Origin of the sequence: Salinispirillum marinum (assembly GCF_042650105.1) — a bacterium.
In the GTDB taxonomy this organism is placed as follows: Bacteria; Pseudomonadota; Gammaproteobacteria; order Pseudomonadales; family Natronospirillaceae; genus Salinispirillum; species Salinispirillum marinum.
Genome location: NZ_JBHSAL010000001.1, coordinates 225,530 through 244,237, shown reverse-complemented (window position 1 = coordinate 244,237; position 18,708 = coordinate 225,530). Strand labels below are relative to the sequence as shown.

The 18,708-nt window shown below is 54.0% G+C and carries 19 protein-coding genes and 1 other RNA gene; 11 read left to right on the top strand and 9 right to left on the bottom strand.

The features are described 5' to 3' along the window. The first annotated feature begins 1 nt into the window (after position 1). Positions 2 to 442: a ribosomal protein S18-alanine N-acetyltransferase gene (gene rimI, locus ACFOSD_RS01265; RefSeq protein WP_380707547.1), complete on the top strand. Its 441-nt coding sequence runs from the start codon at positions 2 to 4 to the stop codon at positions 440 to 442. 50 nt (positions 443 to 492) lie between these two features. Continuing rightward, positions 493 to 2,157: a sensor domain-containing diguanylate cyclase gene (locus tag ACFOSD_RS01260; RefSeq protein ID WP_380694445.1), complete on the top strand. Its 1,665-nt coding sequence runs from the start codon at positions 493 to 495 to the stop codon at positions 2,155 to 2,157. Position 2,158: 1 nt separating this feature from the next. On the opposite strand, the gene ACFOSD_RS01255 is transcribed toward ACFOSD_RS01260, so the two are convergent. The 9 genes from ACFOSD_RS01255 to ACFOSD_RS01215 form a co-directional block, all read right to left on the bottom strand. Further along, positions 2,159 to 2,677, bottom strand: a complete 519-nt coding sequence (locus ACFOSD_RS01255; RefSeq protein WP_380694447.1) for a glycine cleavage system protein R — start codon at positions 2,675 to 2,677, stop codon at positions 2,159 to 2,161. A gap of 21 nt (positions 2,678 to 2,698) precedes the next feature. Then, positions 2,699 to 3,085: a glycine cleavage system protein GcvH gene (gcvH, locus tag ACFOSD_RS01250; protein WP_380694449.1), complete on the bottom strand. Its 387-nt coding sequence runs from the start codon at positions 3,083 to 3,085 to the stop codon at positions 2,699 to 2,701. Between the two features lie 68 nt (positions 3,086 to 3,153). Then, positions 3,154 to 3,681 (bottom strand): inorganic diphosphatase, encoded by a 528-nt coding sequence (gene ppa / locus ACFOSD_RS01245; protein ID WP_380694451.1) that lies wholly within the window; start codon positions 3,679 to 3,681, stop codon positions 3,154 to 3,156. A 32-nt stretch (positions 3,682 to 3,713) separates the two neighbouring features. Further along, the gene (gene aroA / locus ACFOSD_RS01240) at positions 3,714 to 5,009 is read right to left on the bottom strand and encodes a 3-phosphoshikimate 1-carboxyvinyltransferase (RefSeq protein ID WP_380694453.1); all 1,296 of its coding nucleotides are present in this window, start codon (positions 5,007 to 5,009) and stop codon (positions 3,714 to 3,716) included. 114 nt (positions 5,010 to 5,123) lie between these two features. Further along, positions 5,124 to 6,023, bottom strand: a complete 900-nt coding sequence (locus ACFOSD_RS01235) for a universal stress protein (protein ID WP_380694455.1) — start codon at positions 6,021 to 6,023, stop codon at positions 5,124 to 5,126. Positions 6,024 to 6,123: 100 nt separating this feature from the next. Beyond that, on the bottom strand, positions 6,124 to 6,744 hold the full coding sequence (locus ACFOSD_RS01230) for a BON domain-containing protein (RefSeq protein WP_380694457.1): 621 nt from the start codon (positions 6,742 to 6,744) through the stop codon (positions 6,124 to 6,126). Between the two features lie 4 nt (positions 6,745 to 6,748). Further along, positions 6,749 to 7,342 carry a D-sedoheptulose-7-phosphate isomerase gene (locus tag ACFOSD_RS01225; protein ID WP_380694459.1) on the bottom strand — a complete coding sequence of 198 codons (594 nt, stop codon included), beginning with the start codon at positions 7,340 to 7,342 and terminating at the stop codon, positions 6,749 to 6,751. Continuing rightward, positions 7,342 to 7,683 carry a YraN family protein gene (locus ACFOSD_RS01220; RefSeq protein ID WP_380694461.1) on the bottom strand — a complete coding sequence of 114 codons (342 nt, stop codon included), beginning with the start codon at positions 7,681 to 7,683 and terminating at the stop codon, positions 7,342 to 7,344. The genes ACFOSD_RS01225 and ACFOSD_RS01220 overlap by 1 nt, the downstream gene beginning before the upstream one ends. After that, positions 7,680 to 9,647, bottom strand: coding sequence for a penicillin-binding protein activator (locus ACFOSD_RS01215; protein WP_380694463.1), 1,968 nt, complete (start codon positions 9,645 to 9,647; stop codon positions 7,680 to 7,682). Before ACFOSD_RS01215 ends, ACFOSD_RS01220 begins: the two co-directional genes overlap by 4 nt. 35 nt (positions 9,648 to 9,682) lie before the next feature. On the opposite strand from ACFOSD_RS01215, the gene rsmI reads away from it, so the two are divergent. The 9 genes from rsmI to mraY all read left to right on the top strand — a co-directional run bounded on the left by rsmI (position 9,683) and on the right by mraY (position 18,686). After that, positions 9,683 to 10,552, top strand: coding sequence for a 16S rRNA (cytidine(1402)-2'-O)-methyltransferase (rsmI, locus tag ACFOSD_RS01210; RefSeq protein WP_380694465.1), 870 nt, complete (start codon positions 9,683 to 9,685; stop codon positions 10,550 to 10,552). Positions 10,553 to 10,585: 33 nt separating this feature from the next. Next, an RNA gene (gene rnpB / locus ACFOSD_RS01205) (RNase P RNA component class A) lies at positions 10,586 to 10,939 on the top strand. A 520-nt stretch (positions 10,940 to 11,459) separates the two neighbouring features. Beyond that, the gene (mraZ, locus tag ACFOSD_RS01200) at positions 11,460 to 11,909 is read left to right on the top strand and encodes a division/cell wall cluster transcriptional repressor MraZ (RefSeq protein WP_380694972.1); all 450 of its coding nucleotides are present in this window, start codon (positions 11,460 to 11,462) and stop codon (positions 11,907 to 11,909) included. Next, positions 11,906 to 12,862 (top strand): 16S rRNA (cytosine(1402)-N(4))-methyltransferase RsmH, encoded by a 957-nt coding sequence (gene rsmH / locus ACFOSD_RS01195; RefSeq protein WP_380694467.1) that lies wholly within the window; start codon positions 11,906 to 11,908, stop codon positions 12,860 to 12,862. The genes mraZ and rsmH overlap by 4 nt, the downstream gene beginning before the upstream one ends. Next, entirely contained in the window at positions 12,859 to 13,134 is a 276-nt protein-coding gene (ftsL, locus tag ACFOSD_RS01190) for a cell division protein FtsL (RefSeq protein WP_380694469.1), read from the top strand. Before rsmH ends, ftsL begins: the two co-directional genes overlap by 4 nt. Beyond that, positions 13,131 to 14,795: a peptidoglycan D,D-transpeptidase FtsI family protein gene (locus ACFOSD_RS01185; protein WP_380694471.1), complete on the top strand. Its 1,665-nt coding sequence runs from the start codon at positions 13,131 to 13,133 to the stop codon at positions 14,793 to 14,795. Before ftsL ends, ACFOSD_RS01185 begins: the two co-directional genes overlap by 4 nt. Then, a complete protein-coding gene (locus ACFOSD_RS01180) occupies positions 14,792 to 16,228 on the top strand; it encodes a UDP-N-acetylmuramoyl-L-alanyl-D-glutamate--2,6-diaminopimelate ligase (RefSeq protein ID WP_380694473.1) in 1,437 nt (478 codons plus the stop codon). The genes ACFOSD_RS01185 and ACFOSD_RS01180 overlap by 4 nt, the downstream gene beginning before the upstream one ends. Next, positions 16,225 to 17,604, top strand: coding sequence for a UDP-N-acetylmuramoyl-tripeptide--D-alanyl-D-alanine ligase (locus ACFOSD_RS01175; RefSeq protein ID WP_380694475.1), 1,380 nt, complete (start codon positions 16,225 to 16,227; stop codon positions 17,602 to 17,604). The genes ACFOSD_RS01180 and ACFOSD_RS01175 overlap by 4 nt, the downstream gene beginning before the upstream one ends. Further along, positions 17,604 to 18,686: a phospho-N-acetylmuramoyl-pentapeptide-transferase gene (gene mraY / locus ACFOSD_RS01170; RefSeq protein ID WP_380694477.1), complete on the top strand. Its 1,083-nt coding sequence runs from the start codon at positions 17,604 to 17,606 to the stop codon at positions 18,684 to 18,686. Before ACFOSD_RS01175 ends, mraY begins: the two co-directional genes overlap by 1 nt. Positions 18,687 to 18,708 lie beyond the last annotated feature (22 nt).

Genomic DNA, 18,708 nt, shown 5'->3' with positions numbered 1-18,708 from the left:
TATGCAGTTCCGTTCCATGACAATGGACGATATACCGTTCTGTCTTGCCTTGGAGTCAGAAGTCACGAGCCATCCTTGGAGTAGAGATGCTATGGAGCGTGCTTTTAAGCCCTATCATTGGAGCTGTGTGGCGGAAACGGACGGACGCATTGTCGGTTTTTGTGTTGGGTTATTGGTGGCGGATGAGATGTCGATTCTGAATGTCGCGGTGGCGGCCGACCAACAGCGCCAAGGTATCGGCTCGCAATTGCTCCAGCGGGCTTTTCAAGCCTGCGAAGATGCGGGTGCCTTAGAGGTATTTTTAGAAGTCAGGCAATCAAACGATACCGCACAGGCGCTGTACCATAAGCTCGACTTCCATGTTGTAGGGATTCGGGAGAATTACTACCCGCGAAAACCTAACGGGCGTGAACATGCATTGATCATGGCGCGCACCGTTTAGCCAACAACGCAGCAACGATCCGTGCGGAGTCTCGCACCGGCTGGAGGGGAATGATGCCGAGTATCCCACCTGAGCATTCGGGCGCCACACCGGGCAGTGCGAAATTGACCTCGCCGAAAGCCGCGGATACGGCGCACAAGACAGTCAAGATACGCCACTACGTTGCTCGCTTGATGCTGTTGTATACCTTCTTAGTACTCGGTTTGGCGTTTGGTTATCGATTCTTCTATGAGCTTCCCAGAGAGGCTGCCTTGTTGGAAGGCATTCAGTTGCGTGAGGTCGCCAGTGTCGACAACGCCCTGAAGTTTTCATTAACTCGAATAGAATTGGTCTTGGAAGACTGGGCCTATTGGGATGACAGTTACGCGTTTGTCCAAGCCCCGCAACAATTTCCGAACTATATACCCACCAATATCACCACAGGAACCTTTGATGACTTGGGGTTGATCGGTATTCAATATCTCAACGCCGAGTTCCAAGTGGTATTTGAACAGGGCTATGATCCTAGAAGCCAATCTTTGTTGCCTTTTTCGTCACTGGATATTGATGTCATTGCGCGTCTGCGCAGCATGGACAGTACAGAAGATGACGATGGCTTCCTCTTGCATTCGGAGTGGATAACCAGTGCCCTAGGTCCGGCACATATGGCTGTTTCAACCATCAGTACATCGAATGCGGATCGAGCACCCGTCGGATATCTCGTATTCATTAAATTGTTTACTCAGGAAGATCTCTCGGAATTAACGGAAATGACCCGTTTGCCTTTGGCGATGTTGGCGCTAGAGCATGAACCGGAAGAATGGCTGCCGCTCAGCGCCGGGGTTTTAGAGGCGGGTATTGACTGGCAGCGTACACGAGCGCTATTGGATCAACACACCGGTCTACCGGTGATGGGGATTCAGATCGAGCACGAATTTTCGCAAGTGCCACCGATGTTATCGGTGGGTACGGTGATGCTCATGCTTGGGTTGTTGGCCGTGCCCTTGGTCATTTTGTGGATTGTGGAGCTGCGCCTGGTCCGGCCTTTAGAGCACAATGCGGCTCGCATAAAACGCATGGTCGAAGCCAAACAGCTGTCCGAGTTGGCGCATAAATTCCCGCTCAACGAACTTGAAGACATTCGCTTGGCCTTCAATCGGGCCGTGGTGTTGGGTCAGGAACAACAAGCGCGTTTGCAAGATTTATCCAATACGGACGGGCTAACAGGTTTGGCCAATAAACGCGCGTTGGACGAAGTTGCCGATATCATGTTCCGGCAAGCCAAGCGGCACCAACAGTCCATGCTGTGGATGATCCTCGATTTGGATCATTTTAAGGAATTTAATGATACGCAAGGGCACTTGGCGGGAGATGACGCTTTGCGGCAAGTGGGTAATGTTCTCAGGGAGCTTACCCATCGCGCGACCGAGTTCGCGGCGCGTTCAGGCGGTGAAGAGTTTGTGCTGATCATAAATGGCATGTCGGAAGCAGAAGCCGAACAGCGGGCTGATGCCATTCGGGTGGCCATCGAGGCTATGGACATCAAGCATCCGGCATCTTCGGTTGCCCCGGTCTTGACGGTCAGTATTGGTGCGTTATGGTTAGCCGATGCCAGTTCTGTCGCGCCGGCGGACAATGTCGATCGCTTGCTGGACGTTGCCGATCAGGCTCTGTACAGGGCCAAACGGCAAGGCCGTAACCGGGTTGTTGTTACGACCTATAACGGCGAGGCGTAACTCAGAGCTTTGCTAAAACGTCGGTATCGACCATTAAGTCGGTTGAAATGCCTTCTAGCGTCTCTGCCAGATCGTGTTCATCCATGCTGTCAGGCAACACCACCTGAACGGTGGCGACAAACAAGTGGTCGTTTGACATGGGCGCTAGTTCGCATTGTGTATTCATGCTCAATACGTTCACCTGCTGGCGCGCCAGCAAAGCGGTGATTTCGCGCACAATGCCGGGTCGGTCACTGCCGGTTACGGTGATTTTTACCCGCGCCTGGCCGCCCTGTACGCGCTGATTGCCTTCGTCAATGCTGACCTTAATGCCTTTGCTGTGCAGTTCAGCCAACGCTGTGCTCAATGCTGTGACCTGATCTTCGGGAAGTTCGATTCGTACGATACCGGCAAACTTACCCGCCAGATTGGCTAACTGACTTTCCAGCCAATTACCTTGATGCGTGGAGATGACATCGGCCACTGCTTCCACAATGCCGGGTCGGTCGTCCGCTATGATCGTCAGTAACATGGGGGTCATGTTCATCTCCTAGAAAAGGGTTTATGCGTCTGCACATTGGTCGATGTAGGAGTCGGCGTCCATGAAGCCTTCCAACTCAGACACATCATGCACTTTGATTTTAAAGAACCAGCCGTCCTCGAAGGGGTCGCTATTGACCAGTTCGGGCGCATCTTGGAGCGCTTCATTAATGGCAATGATGGTGCCGGTGACCGGTGAATAAATGTCGGAAGCGGCCTTCACCGATTCAACGACCGCAATGCTGTCGCCCGCGGTGACTTCCGAATCCACATCGGGCAAGTCAACAAACACCACGTCGCCCAATTGCTCTTGTGCGAAGTCGGTGATGCCCACGGTGATGACGTCACCTTCGGTGAAGATCCATTCATGGGTAATGGTGTATTTCAAATCTGCGGGTGTGTTGCTCATAATGCTGTTCTCTTTGTGTTCGCCGACAGGTTGCCCTGTCGGCCTAAAGGGTAGGTACGCCCGATGGCTTAGCCTTTATAAGCCGCTGCTGCTTCCATAATAGCAGCGCGTGCAGCATCTGCATTCTTCCAGCCATCAACCTTTACCCATTTGCCTTTTTCGAGGTCTTTATAGTTCTCGAAGAAGTGTTTGATTTGTTCAATCAATAATTCGGGCAAGTCTTCAATTTCGTTCACATGGTCATACAAACGGGTCAATTTCTGGTGCGGTACGGCAATCAGTTTGGCATCTGAACCGGCTTCGTCGGTCATTTCCAGGATGCCAATGGCACGTGCACGAATCACCGAACCGGGTTGAACCGGGTACGGTGTGACCACCAGAACGTCGAGGGCATCGCCATCGTCGGCCAGCGTTTGCGGAATGTAACCGTAGTTGGCGGGATAGAACATGGGTGTTGCCATAAAGCGATCGACCATCAGCGCATCGGCATCTTTGTCGATTTCGTACTTGATCGGGCTGCTGTTGGCGGGGATTTCAATGGCCACATAAAAGTCGTTTGGTAAGTCTTTACCGGCTGGAATCGAGTTGTAGCTCATGGGGTGTTCCTCAAGGTTCGTTAAAAAATTCGTTAGTCGACCGATGCATCCGTCGTGATGGAGCGAAAGGTAGCAAAATAGGTGGGAAATGTCTTCGCTGTACAACCAGGGTCTAATATCGTGATTGGCGCGTTGCCGAACGCGGCCAACGAGAAGCACATGGCGATACGGTGGTCATCATAGGTTTCGATGTTGGCCGCTTTCAATGTTTGCAACGGCTGAATGACAATGTAGTCGTTGCCTTCTTCCACCTCCGCGCCCAGTTTGCGCAGTTCTGTTGCCATGGCATGCAGGCGGTCGGTTTCTTTAACGCGCCAGTTGTAGACGTTACGAATGGCGGTGGGCCCCTTGGCAAACAGGGCAGTGGTTGCAATAGTCATAGCAGCGTCGGGAATGTGGTTGAGATCCACGTCGACACCGTTGAGCTCCCCTTTGGTCACTTCAATCCAGTAGTCACTGTAGGTGACCTTTGCACCCATTTGCGCGAGTACTTCGGCGAACTTCACATCGCCTTGCACCGACGCCGTGCCAATCCCGTGCACGCGCACCGTCCCCCCTGCAATGGCGCCTGCAGCGAGAAAATACGAGGCCGACGAGGCATCACCCTCGACCATAATACGGCCGGGTGAGCGATAGGTCTGTTGGCCGCGAATCACAAATTCCTGATAGTCCCGATTTTCTACCGTAACGCCAAACTTGGCCATCACATCCAGAGTGATATCAATATAGGGTTTAGACACCAATTCACCGTCAACCACAATGGTGAGGTCGTTGTCGGCCAGCGGCGCGCTCATCAGTAACGCGGTAAGAAACTGGCTGGAAATATTACCCTTAATCGCTACCCGACCGCCGCGCAAACCGGTGCTTTTTATGCGCAAGGGTGGGAAGCCTTCTTGCCCTAAATATTCGATGTCGGCCCCGAGTTGGCGTAAAGCATCGACGAGATCACCAATGGGGCGCTCATACATCCGTGCGATGCCTTCCAGACGATAGTCACCCTCGCCTAAGCACAGGGCTGCTGTTAACGGGCGCATGGCCGTACCGGCATTGCCTAAAAAGAGTGCCATAGGGTCAGCTGTGCGGAACGCCTGGCCCAGGCCAGTTACGGTGCACTGGGTTTTGTCGGAGCTCAGCGTGTAGGGAACACCCAGCGCAGTCAGCGCTTCAAGCATGCGGGCGATGTCATCGCTGTCGAGTAGGTTAACGATGTCTGTGGTGCCCTCCGCTAAAGCGGCCAGCAAGAGAATGCGATTGGATAGGCTTTTTGAGCCGGGAATGGTGACTTCACCATCAGCACGGGCAAGCGGTTGTAGAGTTAGACGGTCCATTGCGCAGGGATGCTTCTACTGAAAAAGAAAGAGTGCGTATTGTAGCGGGCTGAGTGGCTGTGGCAATGCTAAACAAAGGGTGATGGCACGTTGTGGTCATCACCCTGCTGCGGACTAACCGGTTTTGATGACGAGAATGTCACAGGTTATGCGATCCAATACCTTTTCCGCGGTGTGTCCAATCAGCCACCGACCTAGTCCTTCACGTGTTTGCGCGCCCATAATCACGATGTGCGTGTTACCTTCATACAACACATCAGGGATGGTCGCTGTTGGTGTGCCTGCTTCCAAACGCCCTTGTTCAGGCGGTAATCCGCATTCATTCAGTAAGGCGTTCAGCGCTTCTTGATGTTGGGCGGCCAAGGCTTCCGTAATCGGTGTGGTGTCGGGAATGGGTGGGTCCATGTACACCATGAAGGGTGTAGGGTCGTATACATTCAGCACATCTAACGTGGATTTAAGCTGGTCTTGCCAGGCCTTACCTTGCATTACGATGGCTTTGTCCAGAATTTTGGGCTGATCATCGTGTTCAATCGGGTCGACGCACGCCGTTAAATGCAAATGTTCCGCTGGCCAGGGCTCGGATTTCACCAATAATACGGGCAGCGGGCTGCAACGAATCAGATCCCAATCGGTTGAGCTGAAAAAAGTTCGCTGCATCACGTTTTGATGATGCGTGCCTTTGATGATGAATTCAAACCATTCAGTTTCCAGCAAGGTTGCTATAGCATGCCACGGACTCTTATCCCAGACAGCTTTCACCGAAACGTCTACTCCCAACTCTCGGATCAGGTTAGCTTCTTCCGTTAATGACTGCTCCAAGCGGCCAATAAAGGCATCACGCGAGCGGATGCCAGACTCGGCATCTACCGGATGATTGTTGGCTAACGAACTGTTATAACCGGTGGTGAAAAGAAACAGGCTGGTGTTTAAGGTGCGCGCCAGATAGGCGGCTTTTTTAAACGCGGAGACGTTGTCTTCCGCTGGATCAAAGTACACGAGAATCGGGTTCATGTTGATATCTCCCTCGCAGAGAGTGAGTTCAGGGCATACGCAATAGCATAGTCCAATTCAGCGAAAAAACCCTGATCTGTGTCAGGCTTGCTGAGTTCAGTCAGTCTAAATAATCAAACAACGACACCACACGCTGCACACCGTTGACACTGGCCGCTATGGTCTCTGCCTGTTGGCCTTCTGCGACACTGACGAGTCCCATGAGATATACCCGACCATTTTCGGTCGTAATGACTACTTTGCGCGAAGGAAAATCCGCATCTGCTAGCATTCGACTTTTTACCCGCACGCTGATCCATTGATCACTGGCTCGCACATCCAGGCTCGGGGATTCGCTGACCGTCAGCTCGTTGTGCAAAATGCGAATCCGTCGGTTGTTCCGCGCAACCTCGGTCGCTTGTGCAATCATATCGGCGGATGCAACTTGGCCAGTCATTAAGACCCGAGCGTTATGCGAAACGATATACAGCCGGGCGTCGGCAAAGCGTGGGTCAGCACTGAGTAGGCCCTCACGGAGACGGTTTTCCAGGGCGTTGTCGTCAATAATCTCCCCCACCGTCAAGCTGGGTTGAGCGACGCTGTCTTCTTGGCCGGTACTGCCAACGGTGCTGCATCCTTGGAGAATGCAGAGCGCGCCAAGGGTAGTCGCCAGCCAAGCTCGCAAGGGCATGCTGCGCGGAGAAATGCGGGCATTTTGAAGGGCGTCAATGTTCAGGGGCATGCCTCTATTCCTCGGTACCAAAGATGTGTAAATCAATCAGCTCGCAGAGCAAATGAATCAATAATGTGTGGGCTTCTACAGCCCGGGCTCCCGTTTGTGGTACGGCGAGCTCTATGTCATCGGGCGTTAAGACCGACGGTATGTCTTCACCCGATTGCGAGGTAAACGCCAGCACGCGCAAACCACGATTATGTGCCGCCTGCACGGCTTGGATCAGGTTGCCAATTTTTGAACCATGATCAAACACAACCAACAAGTCTTGTGGCTGGGCTAGGGCTTGAATCGGTTTGGCGAATACATCATTTATACTCGACTCTACGCCAATTTGGGTAATCAATGCGGAATTATTACTTAAATTAATGGCCGGTAAGGCTGGGCGGTCGTGACTGAAGCGATGCAGTAAATAGCTGGACAAGAGTTGCGCCGAGGCCGCACTCGGGCCGTTACCGCATACCATCACCTTGCCATCGTTTAGAAACGTGGCGCTCAGCAATTCACCGGCCGGCAACATGCGATCCAGACAAACGGTTGCTGTCTCCTGCAGGTGTTCGATCGCCTGCACTGTGCGCTCGGTTAAGAGCTCCAATAATTCGCTCATTAGAACGCGTTCCTTATCCAGGTACAGGACTGGTCGGATAGACCCAGAGTCACGACATCAAAACGACAGGCCATGTTGGGGTTGGTTTGGCGCGCCAGATACCATTGTGCAGCGCGGCGCAACTTCTGTTGTTTGCCGTAGGTTAGGGCACCCAATCCACCACCGAATCGTTCAGACGTGCGCGCCTTCACTTCCACAAACACAAGGGCTTGTTGGTCCTGCATGATCAAATCCAACTCACCCCAGCGGCAATGAACATTGCGCGCCACCAAGGACAATCCCTGGGCTTGCAAATATTCCATGGCGGCCGTTTCGGCATCGTTTCCTATCACTAGGCTCATGAGGCGGGTTCCGAAGACTCATTCGCTTGGCCGATCGGATCTTCGATGCCCAAGTCCAGCGGCATAATACGACCATTCACAAATTCGGCCCAGCGTAAGCGACGATTCAGTTGTCCGTTGGGCGCTAATGTGATGGTGCCGGTAACGCCTTGGTAGCTGGCGGCAGGATCTTGCTGTAAAAAACGCATCCGAGGTACCAGGTTGAAGGCGTCCAGCCCCATGGCGTATAGCCGCGCATAGCGTTCGTATTGGGCCGGTGATAAGGCGCGTAAATCATCCTGCAACGGGTGTTCACTCAGTTGCCACGGAATTTCAAGAAAGCGTACACCGTCAAGATCTGAATTACGTTGCCCGTTACCGGTTGCCACAATGGATGAAATGGACATTACGGGTAAATCTTCGGCGTATTGATAATTCAGCAAAGGACGAAGCTGACGCGCTTGGTCAGGTTGCACCGCCATAAATATCAAGTCGATATCACGCCGCCGCCGCGGCTCGGCCTGGAGATTGCCCGGAATCATCGCGTTGATTTCGCGGGCACGCTGCTCACTTTCATCGATGTTCAGCAGTTCTTTGACCTGCGCAAGATAACGGAAGCCGTCATCGCGTGGGCGAACGTCTTGTCGGGCCACCATTTCACCTCCCAGAGCCCGCCACTCGCGGCGGAACGATTCCGCCACCCGCCGTCCCCAGTCGCCTTCGGGCACGATGATGGCGGCCACACGATGACCTTGCTGGAAGGCTTGCTGCGCCGCTTGCTGTGCTTCATCTTCTGGCGCTAAGGCGAATTGAATGACTTGCGGGTTGGGTTGGGTACGATTGTCCGTGCGGTTGAGGGCCAGAATCGGGATGGGGCTGAAGTTGTATTGCTCAACCGTTTCAACGGCCGGTCGGTTCAAGGGTCCAACGATGAGATCGGCGCCATCTTCGATGGCTTGGCTGATCAGCTCAGTGACATCGTTGACACTGGCTTCATCGTAAAAGCTTAATTCTGGCACGCTTCGGCCTTCATTCTTGGCACTGAAATACGCCGCCATAAAACCGTCCATAATGGCCTCACCGGCCGGACTTAAGGGGCCGGATTGCGGCAGGATAACGGCAATGTGGTCAGGTCGTGTGGCAACGCTCTGACTCAGGCTCAGCAGACTGACGGGCAGTTGGCGAGCCGCAGGGTGTTGCGGGTTCTGGGCTTGCCAGCGCGCAATCTGCCGCATGAGCGTTTCAAGATCATCTTGGTGTTGGTGATACAGACCGGCGAGTTCTACCCAACCCGTATAGTCAGGGGATGTGTTTAGCAAGCCGAGCCGTTCGATGGCTGCGGGTTCCGCAAATTGCATTTCAAGCCAAATGGCTTCGATGTTGGCGCTGCGCTGTTCCGGGTCGAGCAAGGGGTGCAAGTAGATACGTTCGCGTGCCGCCGCCACGGGTTGGTTGCCCAAGCTGTAAGCCTGAGCGCGTAACAAGCCAAGTTCGATTTGTTGCGGTATGGGCAAACCATCAAACAAGGCTGCTTGTTCTCCGGTTAACCAACCCAGCGCAGCGCGCGAATTGAATAAAGCCAGTTCGCTTTTCGCCGCCACCACGGCGTAGTCCCGCTGGGCTGAGGGGTCCAGTTCGTTGAACGGTATAGTGCTTAAAAGCCGTGTTGCTTGTTCCGGCTCGCGTCGCAAATAGAAAATTTTCGCCAGTTCTAAGCTGTAGGCGTATTCGCTGTCGGGCGTCAGATTCAATTCGAATAATGTTGACTGTTCGTAGTCAGAGGGCAGTTCCTGCGCGAGTTCGTCAATCGGGCGCTCGGTATCCAATGGCAAATCCGGTACACTGGCTTCTTCCGTCGGTGCGCTGGGTGCTGTGCCCGTCGTCGCGCTGTCCGTCGACGGTGTCGTTGAACAGGCGCCTAGCAGCACAAGGCAGAATAACGCCAGGCCACGCCGCCAGTGCGGAAAGCCGATTGAATTTGTCATTTTAGAAGATCCCCAGAACATCGGATGCATTATATATGTCAGACCTGAAGGCCCAACGGCCTGTACCGGCGCTTTACATTGTGGCCACACCCATCGGCCATCTGGATGATATAACCTTGCGCGCCCTGCAGGTGTTGCGCAACGTCGATCGTATCCTCGCGGAAGATACCAGACATTCAGCTCACCTTCTGCAACATTTTGCCATTGATCGCCCCATGGTCTCACTGCATGAGCATAATGAAGCCGCCCGTGTTGTTCAAATCATGCGTTGGTTAGACGCCGGGGAGTCTTTGGCCTTAATTACAGACGCCGGTACGCCCCTTATTTCTGACCCGGGTTTCGTGGTGGTGCGGGCGTTGCGCGAGCAGGGTTATGCCGTGGTGCCTGTGCCCGGTGTTTCGGCGGTCATCACTGCCCTATGTGCTGCAGGGTTGCCATCAGACCGGTTCCAATTCATTGGTTTTCTGCCCAGTAAAAACGGTCCGCGCGAGCGTGTTTTGACGGAAGCGCTCGCGTACACGGGAACAACGCTCTGCTATGAGTCGCCACGACGAATGGTAGAAACCTTGGAGGTCTTAGCGCGCTTGGCACCGCAACGGCCATTGGTGATTGCGCGTGAACTGACCAAACAATTTGAAACCTTTCTCAGTGGCACTGCCGACGAGTTATTGCGCCGTTTGCGCGACGATACGGATCAGCAACGTGGGGAAATGGTGTTGCTGCTGCATGGACAAGCAACCGAAACCTTGGCGACAGAAATCGATGTTGACGCGTTGCTGGGGCTTTTGGCTCAGTATATGCCGCCAAAAAAAGCCGCTGGTGAAGCGGCGCAATTGCTAGGGGGCAGTAAGAATGCTCTGTACGCCCGCTTGCTGTCCGGACGAGATACACCGGAAAGCACTTGAAACACCTCTGGGATGCGCGTATTGTCCGCCCCGCAAGTCAGCCAGACAATCGCCGCTCAGTAATGAGGGGAGGAAAGTCCGGGCTCCACAGGGCAGAGTGCCTGTTAACGGCAGGGCGGCGTGAGCCGACGGAAAGTGCAGCAGAGAGTAGACCGCCTAAGTCACTTGTAAAAGTGGCCGGTAAGGGTGAAAGGGTGCGGTAAGAGCGCACCGCGCGCCTGGTAACAGTGCGTGGCATGGTAAACCCCACTCGGAGCAAGACCAAATAGGGTTCCTTATGGCGTGGCCCACGTTGGAACCGGGTAGGTCGCTTGAGCATTATGGTGACGTAATGCCTAGATGAATGATTGTCCACGACAGAACCCGGCTTATCGGCTGACTTGCATTTTTTTGTGTCAAACGCCCTGTGACAGTCAGGGTTAACCTCAGGTAAAGTCTGAACACTGTGCCGTAAAATGGTTGTTTTGTAGATTCTTTCGCGTTTTTGTGACGCTCATCACGTAATGACTTTTATAGTCTCCAATCGTATAAAAAATCCTATTCATAGTGAAAATAAATCTTGAAGTTAATGTATAGCTTTAACTTCGTTCGCCAGTGCAGCGTTTTCGTTGAACTTCACGTCACGGTTTGATTGGTTAGTACTTGCTAACCACTTGTAACTGATTGTCTTATAAGTGTTTTTTTTTGAAATGCCGTGTGTAAGGGCTGTTGCAAATGCCCCATCTCCTACCTATAGTTGGCGCTGCAAGTGGGAGAAAGTGGGTATTTGTGTCGCATAGTGGTTTTATCTCCCTCATACGTGGTGTTTTTTGGTGTTCCGCCGTGTTAAGCACGACGGTTGTGCGGACACGGAAAGACAACGAATAAAAAGACGGATTCAGTTTTGAAACAGTCATCTACAGGCATCATGTTGCGCGGTGTGCACGCCCTCAGCATGGACAGTAAAGGTCGTATGGCGATTCCGGCACGGTTCCGGGATATGCTGACGGCTGCCTGTCAGGGTGAGTTGGTGCTCACCATCGACACGGAAGAACTGTGTCTTCTGCTATATCCGCTCAACGAGTGGGAAATCATTCAGCAAAAACTCGAAGCCTTGCCGGGCTACAACAAGCAAGTGCGCCGCATCCAACGCTTGTTAATTGGTCATGCCACCGATATAGAAATGGACGGCGCAGGCCGCATTTTGGTGCCAGGGCCATTGCGCGATCACGCCAAACTCGACAAAAAAATCATTTTGCTTGGGCAGGGCAACAAGTTTGAGCTGTGGGATGAGAATTCATGGCAAGAGCGCCGTGATGCCTATCTGACGGATGCGGATGACGATGTGCCGGATGCCTTAATGGAGTTGTCGCTATGAGCCAATTCCAGCACGACACCGTGATGCTCGAAGACGCCGTACGCTGGCTGGTGACCGATCCGAACGGTATTTACTTGGATGGGACGTTCGGACGTGGCGGCCACGCCCGACATATTCTTGCTCAACTGGGAGAGCACGGTCGTTTGGTGGGTTTTGATAAAGACCCGGAAGCCATTACGGTCGGTAAGGCACTGGCAGAAGTTGATCCAAGGTTGCACATGGTGTGGGGGTCGTTCACCGAGGTATCGCGTGGGTTGGCTGAAATAGGTGCGGCAAGCTGCCATGGCCTGTTATTGGACTTGGGTGTGTCCTCGCCGCAACTGGATGATGCCGAACGTGGCTTTAGTTTTATGCACGATGGGCCACTCGACATGCGGATGAACCCGGAAGCGGGGCCCAGCGCAGCGGATTGGGTGAACCATGCCGATGAAGCCGAGATCGCACAGGTGCTGTGGGAGTTCGGTGAAGAAAAATTCAGCCGGCGTATGGCGCGCGCCATAGTGACGCGGCGTCAGCAAATGCCCTTTACCCGCACCAGCGACTTGGCAGAAGTGATCAAGGTCGCGAATCCTCGTTGGGAAAAGCACAAGCATCCAGCGACTCGCGCGTTTCAGGCCATTCGTATTCATATCAATAATGAACTGGGAGACCTGGATACGGTGCTGGAGGCCGCGCTGCATGCGCTGGTTCCGGGAGGGCGCTTGGTGGTCATCAGTTTTCACTCATTAGAAGACCGTCGAGTGAAGCGTTTCATGCGGGATAAATCTCAGGGGCCGAAAATTCCTCGCGGAATGCCAGTCATGGAACGTGACATTCAGCGTGATATGAAGATCTTAGTGAAAGGCGAAAAAGCCAACCCCGACGAAGTGGGTAATAACATACGGGCACGCAGCGCTGTATTGCGGGTGGCGGAAAAATTAGCGGTAGCAGATCACTTGGAGGGTGCGCAATGAATCGCATCAGACCCGGTTGGTACTTCCTTGTTGCTGTTATTTGGGCCTCTGGCTTAAGTGTGGTGTTTGTAAGCCATGAAACCCGAATGTTGCATGCCGAACTGAATCAGTTGACGCGCCATTATGCGCAGCAGCGCGTGGAGTGGGGTCAGTTAACCTTGGAATTGGGTGCCGTTGCGGCGCCGGGCTTGATTGAGCAGCGCGCACAGCAGTTGGGGTTGCGTCCGCCTAATGCCTCTGAGGTGCAGGTTATTGGGGGGCGTCAACCATGACCGCGCGCTGGCGTCTGTATTTCGTCGCATTTGCCATGTTGTTACTGCTGGCTGCCTTGGTGTCACGGGTAGTCTATTTGCAAATTGTGGAACGGGAATTCCTGATCGAGCAGGGCAAAATCCGCTCGGCACGTGAGGTGGAAGTGGGTGCTCACCGAGGCATGATTATGGATCGTCACGGTAATCCGTTGGCGGTCAGCACACCGGTCATTTCCTTATGGGGTGATCCGCGCCGCCTGAAGTATGAAGACCTGCCGCAAGTAGCTGAGGCGATCGGGGTAGGTTTGCGCACCTTGCAGCAACGCCACGGCATTCATCGGGCGTTCTTCTATGTACAAAGACACATGAATCCGGCCGATGCAGAGGCCGTTTTGGCGTTACAGATACCGGGTCTATACGGGCGGCAGGAATACAAAAGGTACTACCCGGCAGGGGAAGTGGCTGCGCACATTGTGGGCTTCACCAATATTGATGACCATGGGCAGGAAGGTATCGAACTGGCGTATGACGAGTTGTTGACCGGCCGTCCGGGCGCCGACCTAATCTTGCAAAACTTGAACGGACAAGTCGTGCGCCATGTAGCCTCACGATCAGAGCCCCAGCCGGGCCGAGATTTGCAGCTCACGATTGATCTAGACTTGCAGTATCAAACCTATCGGTCGCTCAAAGCGGCTTTTCAACGTCATCAAGCCGATTGGGCGTCTGCGGTGGTGATGGATCCGCGCACCGGTGAAGTGCTGGCGGTGGCAAATCTGCCATCCTACAACCCGAACGATCGTTCGAGCATTCGCCCTGAATATTTGCGCAATCGTGCTATTACCGATGCTTTTGAACCCGGTAGTGTGATGAAAACCATGGCCGTTGCGGCGGCCTTGGAGACAGGCCGGTTTAGCCCGCTGGACACCATCAACACCAACCCAGGTCGCATGTCGATTGGTGGGGGTAATGTGGTCAGCGATTTCCGGAACTACGGTGTGCTCAGTGTGACGGATGTCATGGCGAAGTCGTCCAACATTGGGGTCAGCAAAATGGCCATCGATATTGGCGGGCAGTCCATGTGGTCGACCTACTATCGATTCGGTTTCGGGCAGTTGGTCGGGGTCGGTTTTCCCGGCGAAGCAAATGGCACCTTACCCAACCGTCAACGTTGGTCCACCGCACAATTGGCCACCTTGTCTTATGGGTATGGGATGACCGCCACAACGTTGCAATTGGCGCAAGCGTATGCGGCCTTGGTGAATGATGGTGTCCGTATGCCGCCCCAGATACTGCGTGATGTGGTGGTGTCCTCGCCCATTCGGGTAGTGCCAGCGGAGGTGGCGCAGCAAGTGCGTGCCATGTTGGAGGCAGTTACTGCTGATGGCGGAACTGGGACGCGCGCACGTACGCCTTTCTTCTCCGTCGCGGGTAAAACCGGCACGGCGCATACCGTTGGTTTAGCCGGGTATGACGACAACGCTTATCGCAGCGTTTTTGTGGGCTATGCGCCAGCGGATAATCCTGAGGTGGTGGTGGCCGTGGTGGTGAACAATCCGCGGGGTGAAGAATACTTTGGCGGTGCCGTGGCCGGGCCATTGTTTGCTGAAATTACCCAGCAAGCGTTATCTCATTTAGGCGTTGTACCTGACAGGTTACAAACCGCACAAGGAGTTCGACCATGATGGATTGGCTGACGCAGGTCATTCAGCACATAGAACACACCGGCGGCACCGTGGTGCTGGACAGCCGGGCGGTCAACGCGGGCGATGTCTTCGTCGCCTTGCCGGGGCAAAATGTGGATGGTCGAGACTTCATCTCACAAGTCTTGGGTCAGCAAGCGGTTCTGGTATTAGCCGAAAGTACTAACGGTAAGCAATGGGTCGATGGTTCGGTGCTTTGGGTGCCCGAGTTGGGTCGACGGCTGGGGCAATTGGCCGAAGCCTTGTTTGCGGTGAATGAATCGGCGCTCACCTTAATGGGGGTGACCGGCACCAACGGTAAGACGTCCATTAGCACCTTTATTGCTCAGTGCTTAACCAGCGAATTTGGCCGATGTGGTTTGATCGGTACTTTGGGCGCAGGGGTTTGGCCACAACAACAAAGCACGTTCAATACTACGCCGGATGTATTGACCAATCATCGACTGCTGGCGCAATGGGCGGCGATGGATGTCAAACATGCGGTGATGGAAGTGTCGAGCCATGCCTTGAGCTTGGGTCGTGTCGATGGATTACGTTTTCATATTGCCATGTTCACCCAACTCACACGTGACCATTTGGATTTTCACGGCACCATGGAAAACTATTTTGCTGCGAAAAAAATGCTGTTTGACCCAGCACGCAGCCAGATGGCGGTGATCTGTGTGGATGACCGTTGGGGACAGGAATTGGCCACCTATCGACGTGATGCGGTGCGCGTGTCGGGCAAAGTGTCCACGGCGGCGCACGTAGCGCCGACCAAAATAGAGCGACTTCCGCAGGGTTTGCGCGTGCATTGGGCGACACCATGGGGCGATGGTGTGACCGAAGCATCGTTGCTCGGTGAATTCAATGTCGCGAATCTGGCGGTGGTGATCGGAGTGCTGGGGACGCTAGGGCTGAGTTTTAGCCGTATGGCGGAGTTATTAGCCGAAGTGAAGCCCGTTGCCGGTCGCATGCAGCCGGTACCGTTGCACAACGGCGCATTGGCGATCGTCGATTATGCTCATACGCCAGATGCGCTCGAGAAAGCGCTCGCCGCAGCGCGTCATCATGCTGTCGGTCGTGTGCATTGTGTATTTGGCTGCGGTGGCAACCGGGATCGTGGTAAGCGCCCGCTCATGGCCGCGGCAGCGGCGGCCAAAGCCGACCAATTATGGATTACCAGCGATAATCCACGTACGGAAAACTTTTTACAAATCGTCGGTGACATGGTGCCTGGAATACCCCGTGATACGAACTATGAAGTCGTGGCTGACCGTAGCGAGGCCATTGCTTTGGCGGTGCAGGGAGCTCAATCAGGTGATGTGATATTGGTCGCCGGTAAAGGCCATGAAACTTACCAAGAGATTGGTGGTGTAAAACAACCCTATTCAGATCTTGAAGCTATTAAAGCAGCGGAGGCCCGAACATCATGATGCGACCCTTTCGCAGCATCGAATTGGCAGAGTTGTATGCGGACTCTGTAGTCACCGCCGATGTTGACGTGAGCGAATTCAGTATTGATTCGCGCACCCTAAATGCCGGAAGCGCCTACATTGCTTTGCGCGGCAGCCATTTTGATGGCCATGCTTTCAATGCAGCGGCCGCCGAAAAGGGCGCATCGCTGTTGGTGGTTGATCATCCGGATACCGGTGCCACACCGCAGTGGATTGTGCCGGATACGCGCCTGGCACTGGGTAAAATTGCGGCGGCCAATCGGGCGCTCAGCTCGGCGGCGGTGGTCGCATTGACGGGCAGTTCCGGCAAAACGACCACCAAAGAAATGATCGCCGCTATGCTCAGTGCTTGCGGTGAAACTTTAGCAACCCAAGGCAACTTGAATAACGAAATCGGGGTGCCGAAGACGCTCCTGCGCATTGCCCCCGAACATCAGTACGCGGTAGTAGAGCTGGGCGCCAATCATTTGGGTGAAATTGCTTACACGACGCGGTTGGTAGCGCCGGATGTGGCTCTGGTGTTGAATGCTGGGCGTGCTCACTTGGCCGAATTTGGCTCCGAAGAGAATATTCGGCAGGCTAAAGGAGAAATTCTGGAGGGATTATCCGAAGCCGGGGTAGCCGTTTTGAATAAGGATGATAAGGCGTATGCGCAGTGGGTCGCTCGATCGCCTGGCCGCGTGGTCAGTTTTTCCGTTAATGACCCAAGTGCAGATGTTTTGGCTACCTTAGAACAGAGTGGGCCATTGAGCAGTTTGGTGCATTTACGCGGTCCAGATTTCGAACACAGTGTGGTTCTTCCTTTGGCTGGTGCTCACAATGTCGCCAATTTGGCGGCGGCGGTGGCGGTCATGGTGGCCTTGGCATTGCCGGATCATGCCTGGATTCCAGCGATCGAAAATATCAATAGCACGCCGGGTCGCTTGGAACAGCACAAAGTCCTGGGTTGGCAAATCATTGACGATACCTACAACGCCAATCCCGAATCTGTGCAAGCGGCGATCGACGTGTTATCCACCCTTTCTGGCGAACAGTTCTTGATATTGGGGGATTTAGCGGAGCTGGGCGAGCACACCGAAGAAGCCCATGCTGCAATTGGTCGGTACGCTCGGCCACGGATCGCAGGTTTGTGGACAGTGGGGCAGGCAGCGCAACACAGCAGTCGCGCCTTTGGTCCGCAAGGTCGGCATTTTTCCGATCAAGTAGAACTGATCAACGCATTGGTACAGCACATCACTACACAGGTGGCCCGCGGTAAGGTCGGTGCCATTCTTGTTAAAGGGTCGCGCTCTGCCGCTATGGATAAGGTGGTGCAGGCAGTGTTGGGCCAACTTAAAAAGGGAGTGGCAAGCTAATGTTTCTTTGGCTGTCGACTTGGTTAAGCGAATTCTTCTCGCCCTTCGGGGTGGTGCAATACATCACCATGCGCGCCATTTTGGGCGTCTTAACGGCCTTGGGTTTGTCGCTATTGATTGGCGCGCCCATGATTCGCCTGTTGCGGCGCCACCAAATGGGGCAGGCCATTCGTCAAGACGGTCCGCAAACGCACTTAAGTAAGGAAGGCACACCCACCATGGGTGGTGCGCTGATTCTTTTCTCGGTGTTGCTGAGTGCGCTGCTGTGGTCCGATCTGCACAGTCATTATGTTTGGGTAGTTATCGGCGTAACCTTCGTGTTCGGTTTGGTTGGCTTAGTTGACGACTACCGTAAGGTCGTGCAGCGCAACTCCAAAGGTCTGCCTGCTCGATGGAAGTATTTTTGGCAGTCGGTGGCTGGGTTAACGGCGGCCATCGTGTTGTACACCTACGCTAAGACGCCGCTGGAAACCGCATTGATCGTACCGTTTTTTAAAGACATCGCAATTCCCCTAGGCTTGGGATTTATTGTGCTGACGTATTTCGTCATTGTCGGCAGTTCAAACGCCGTAAACTTGACCGATGGCCTGGATGGCCTGGCCATCGTGCCCACGATTCTGGTGGGCGGTGCGCTCGGGGTCTTCGCATACGTCAGTGGCCATTTTCAATTTGCCAATTACTTGGGCATTCCCTTTGTTGCGGGGGCCGGTGAATTGGTGGTGTTTTGCGGTGCGTTGGTGGGCGCTGGTTTAGGGTTTTTATGGTTTAACACCTACCCCGCACAAGTTTTTATGGGCGATGTCGGTGCGCTGGCACTGGGCGCGGCCTTGGGCGTTATTGCCGTGATCGTCCGGCAGGAAATCGTGTTGTTCATTATGGGTGGGTTGTTTGTTGCCGAGACACTCTCGGTCATCGTGCAGGTCGCCAGCTACAAATTAACCGGGCGACGTGTGTTTCGTATGGCGCCCTTGCATCATCACTATGAATTGAAAGGCTGGCCGGAGCCGCGTGTCATCGTGCGGTTTTGGATCATCACGGTCATTCTGGTGTTGATCGGTTTGTCTACTTTGAAATTACGTTAAGCAAAGGCTCGTTAAGCAGAAC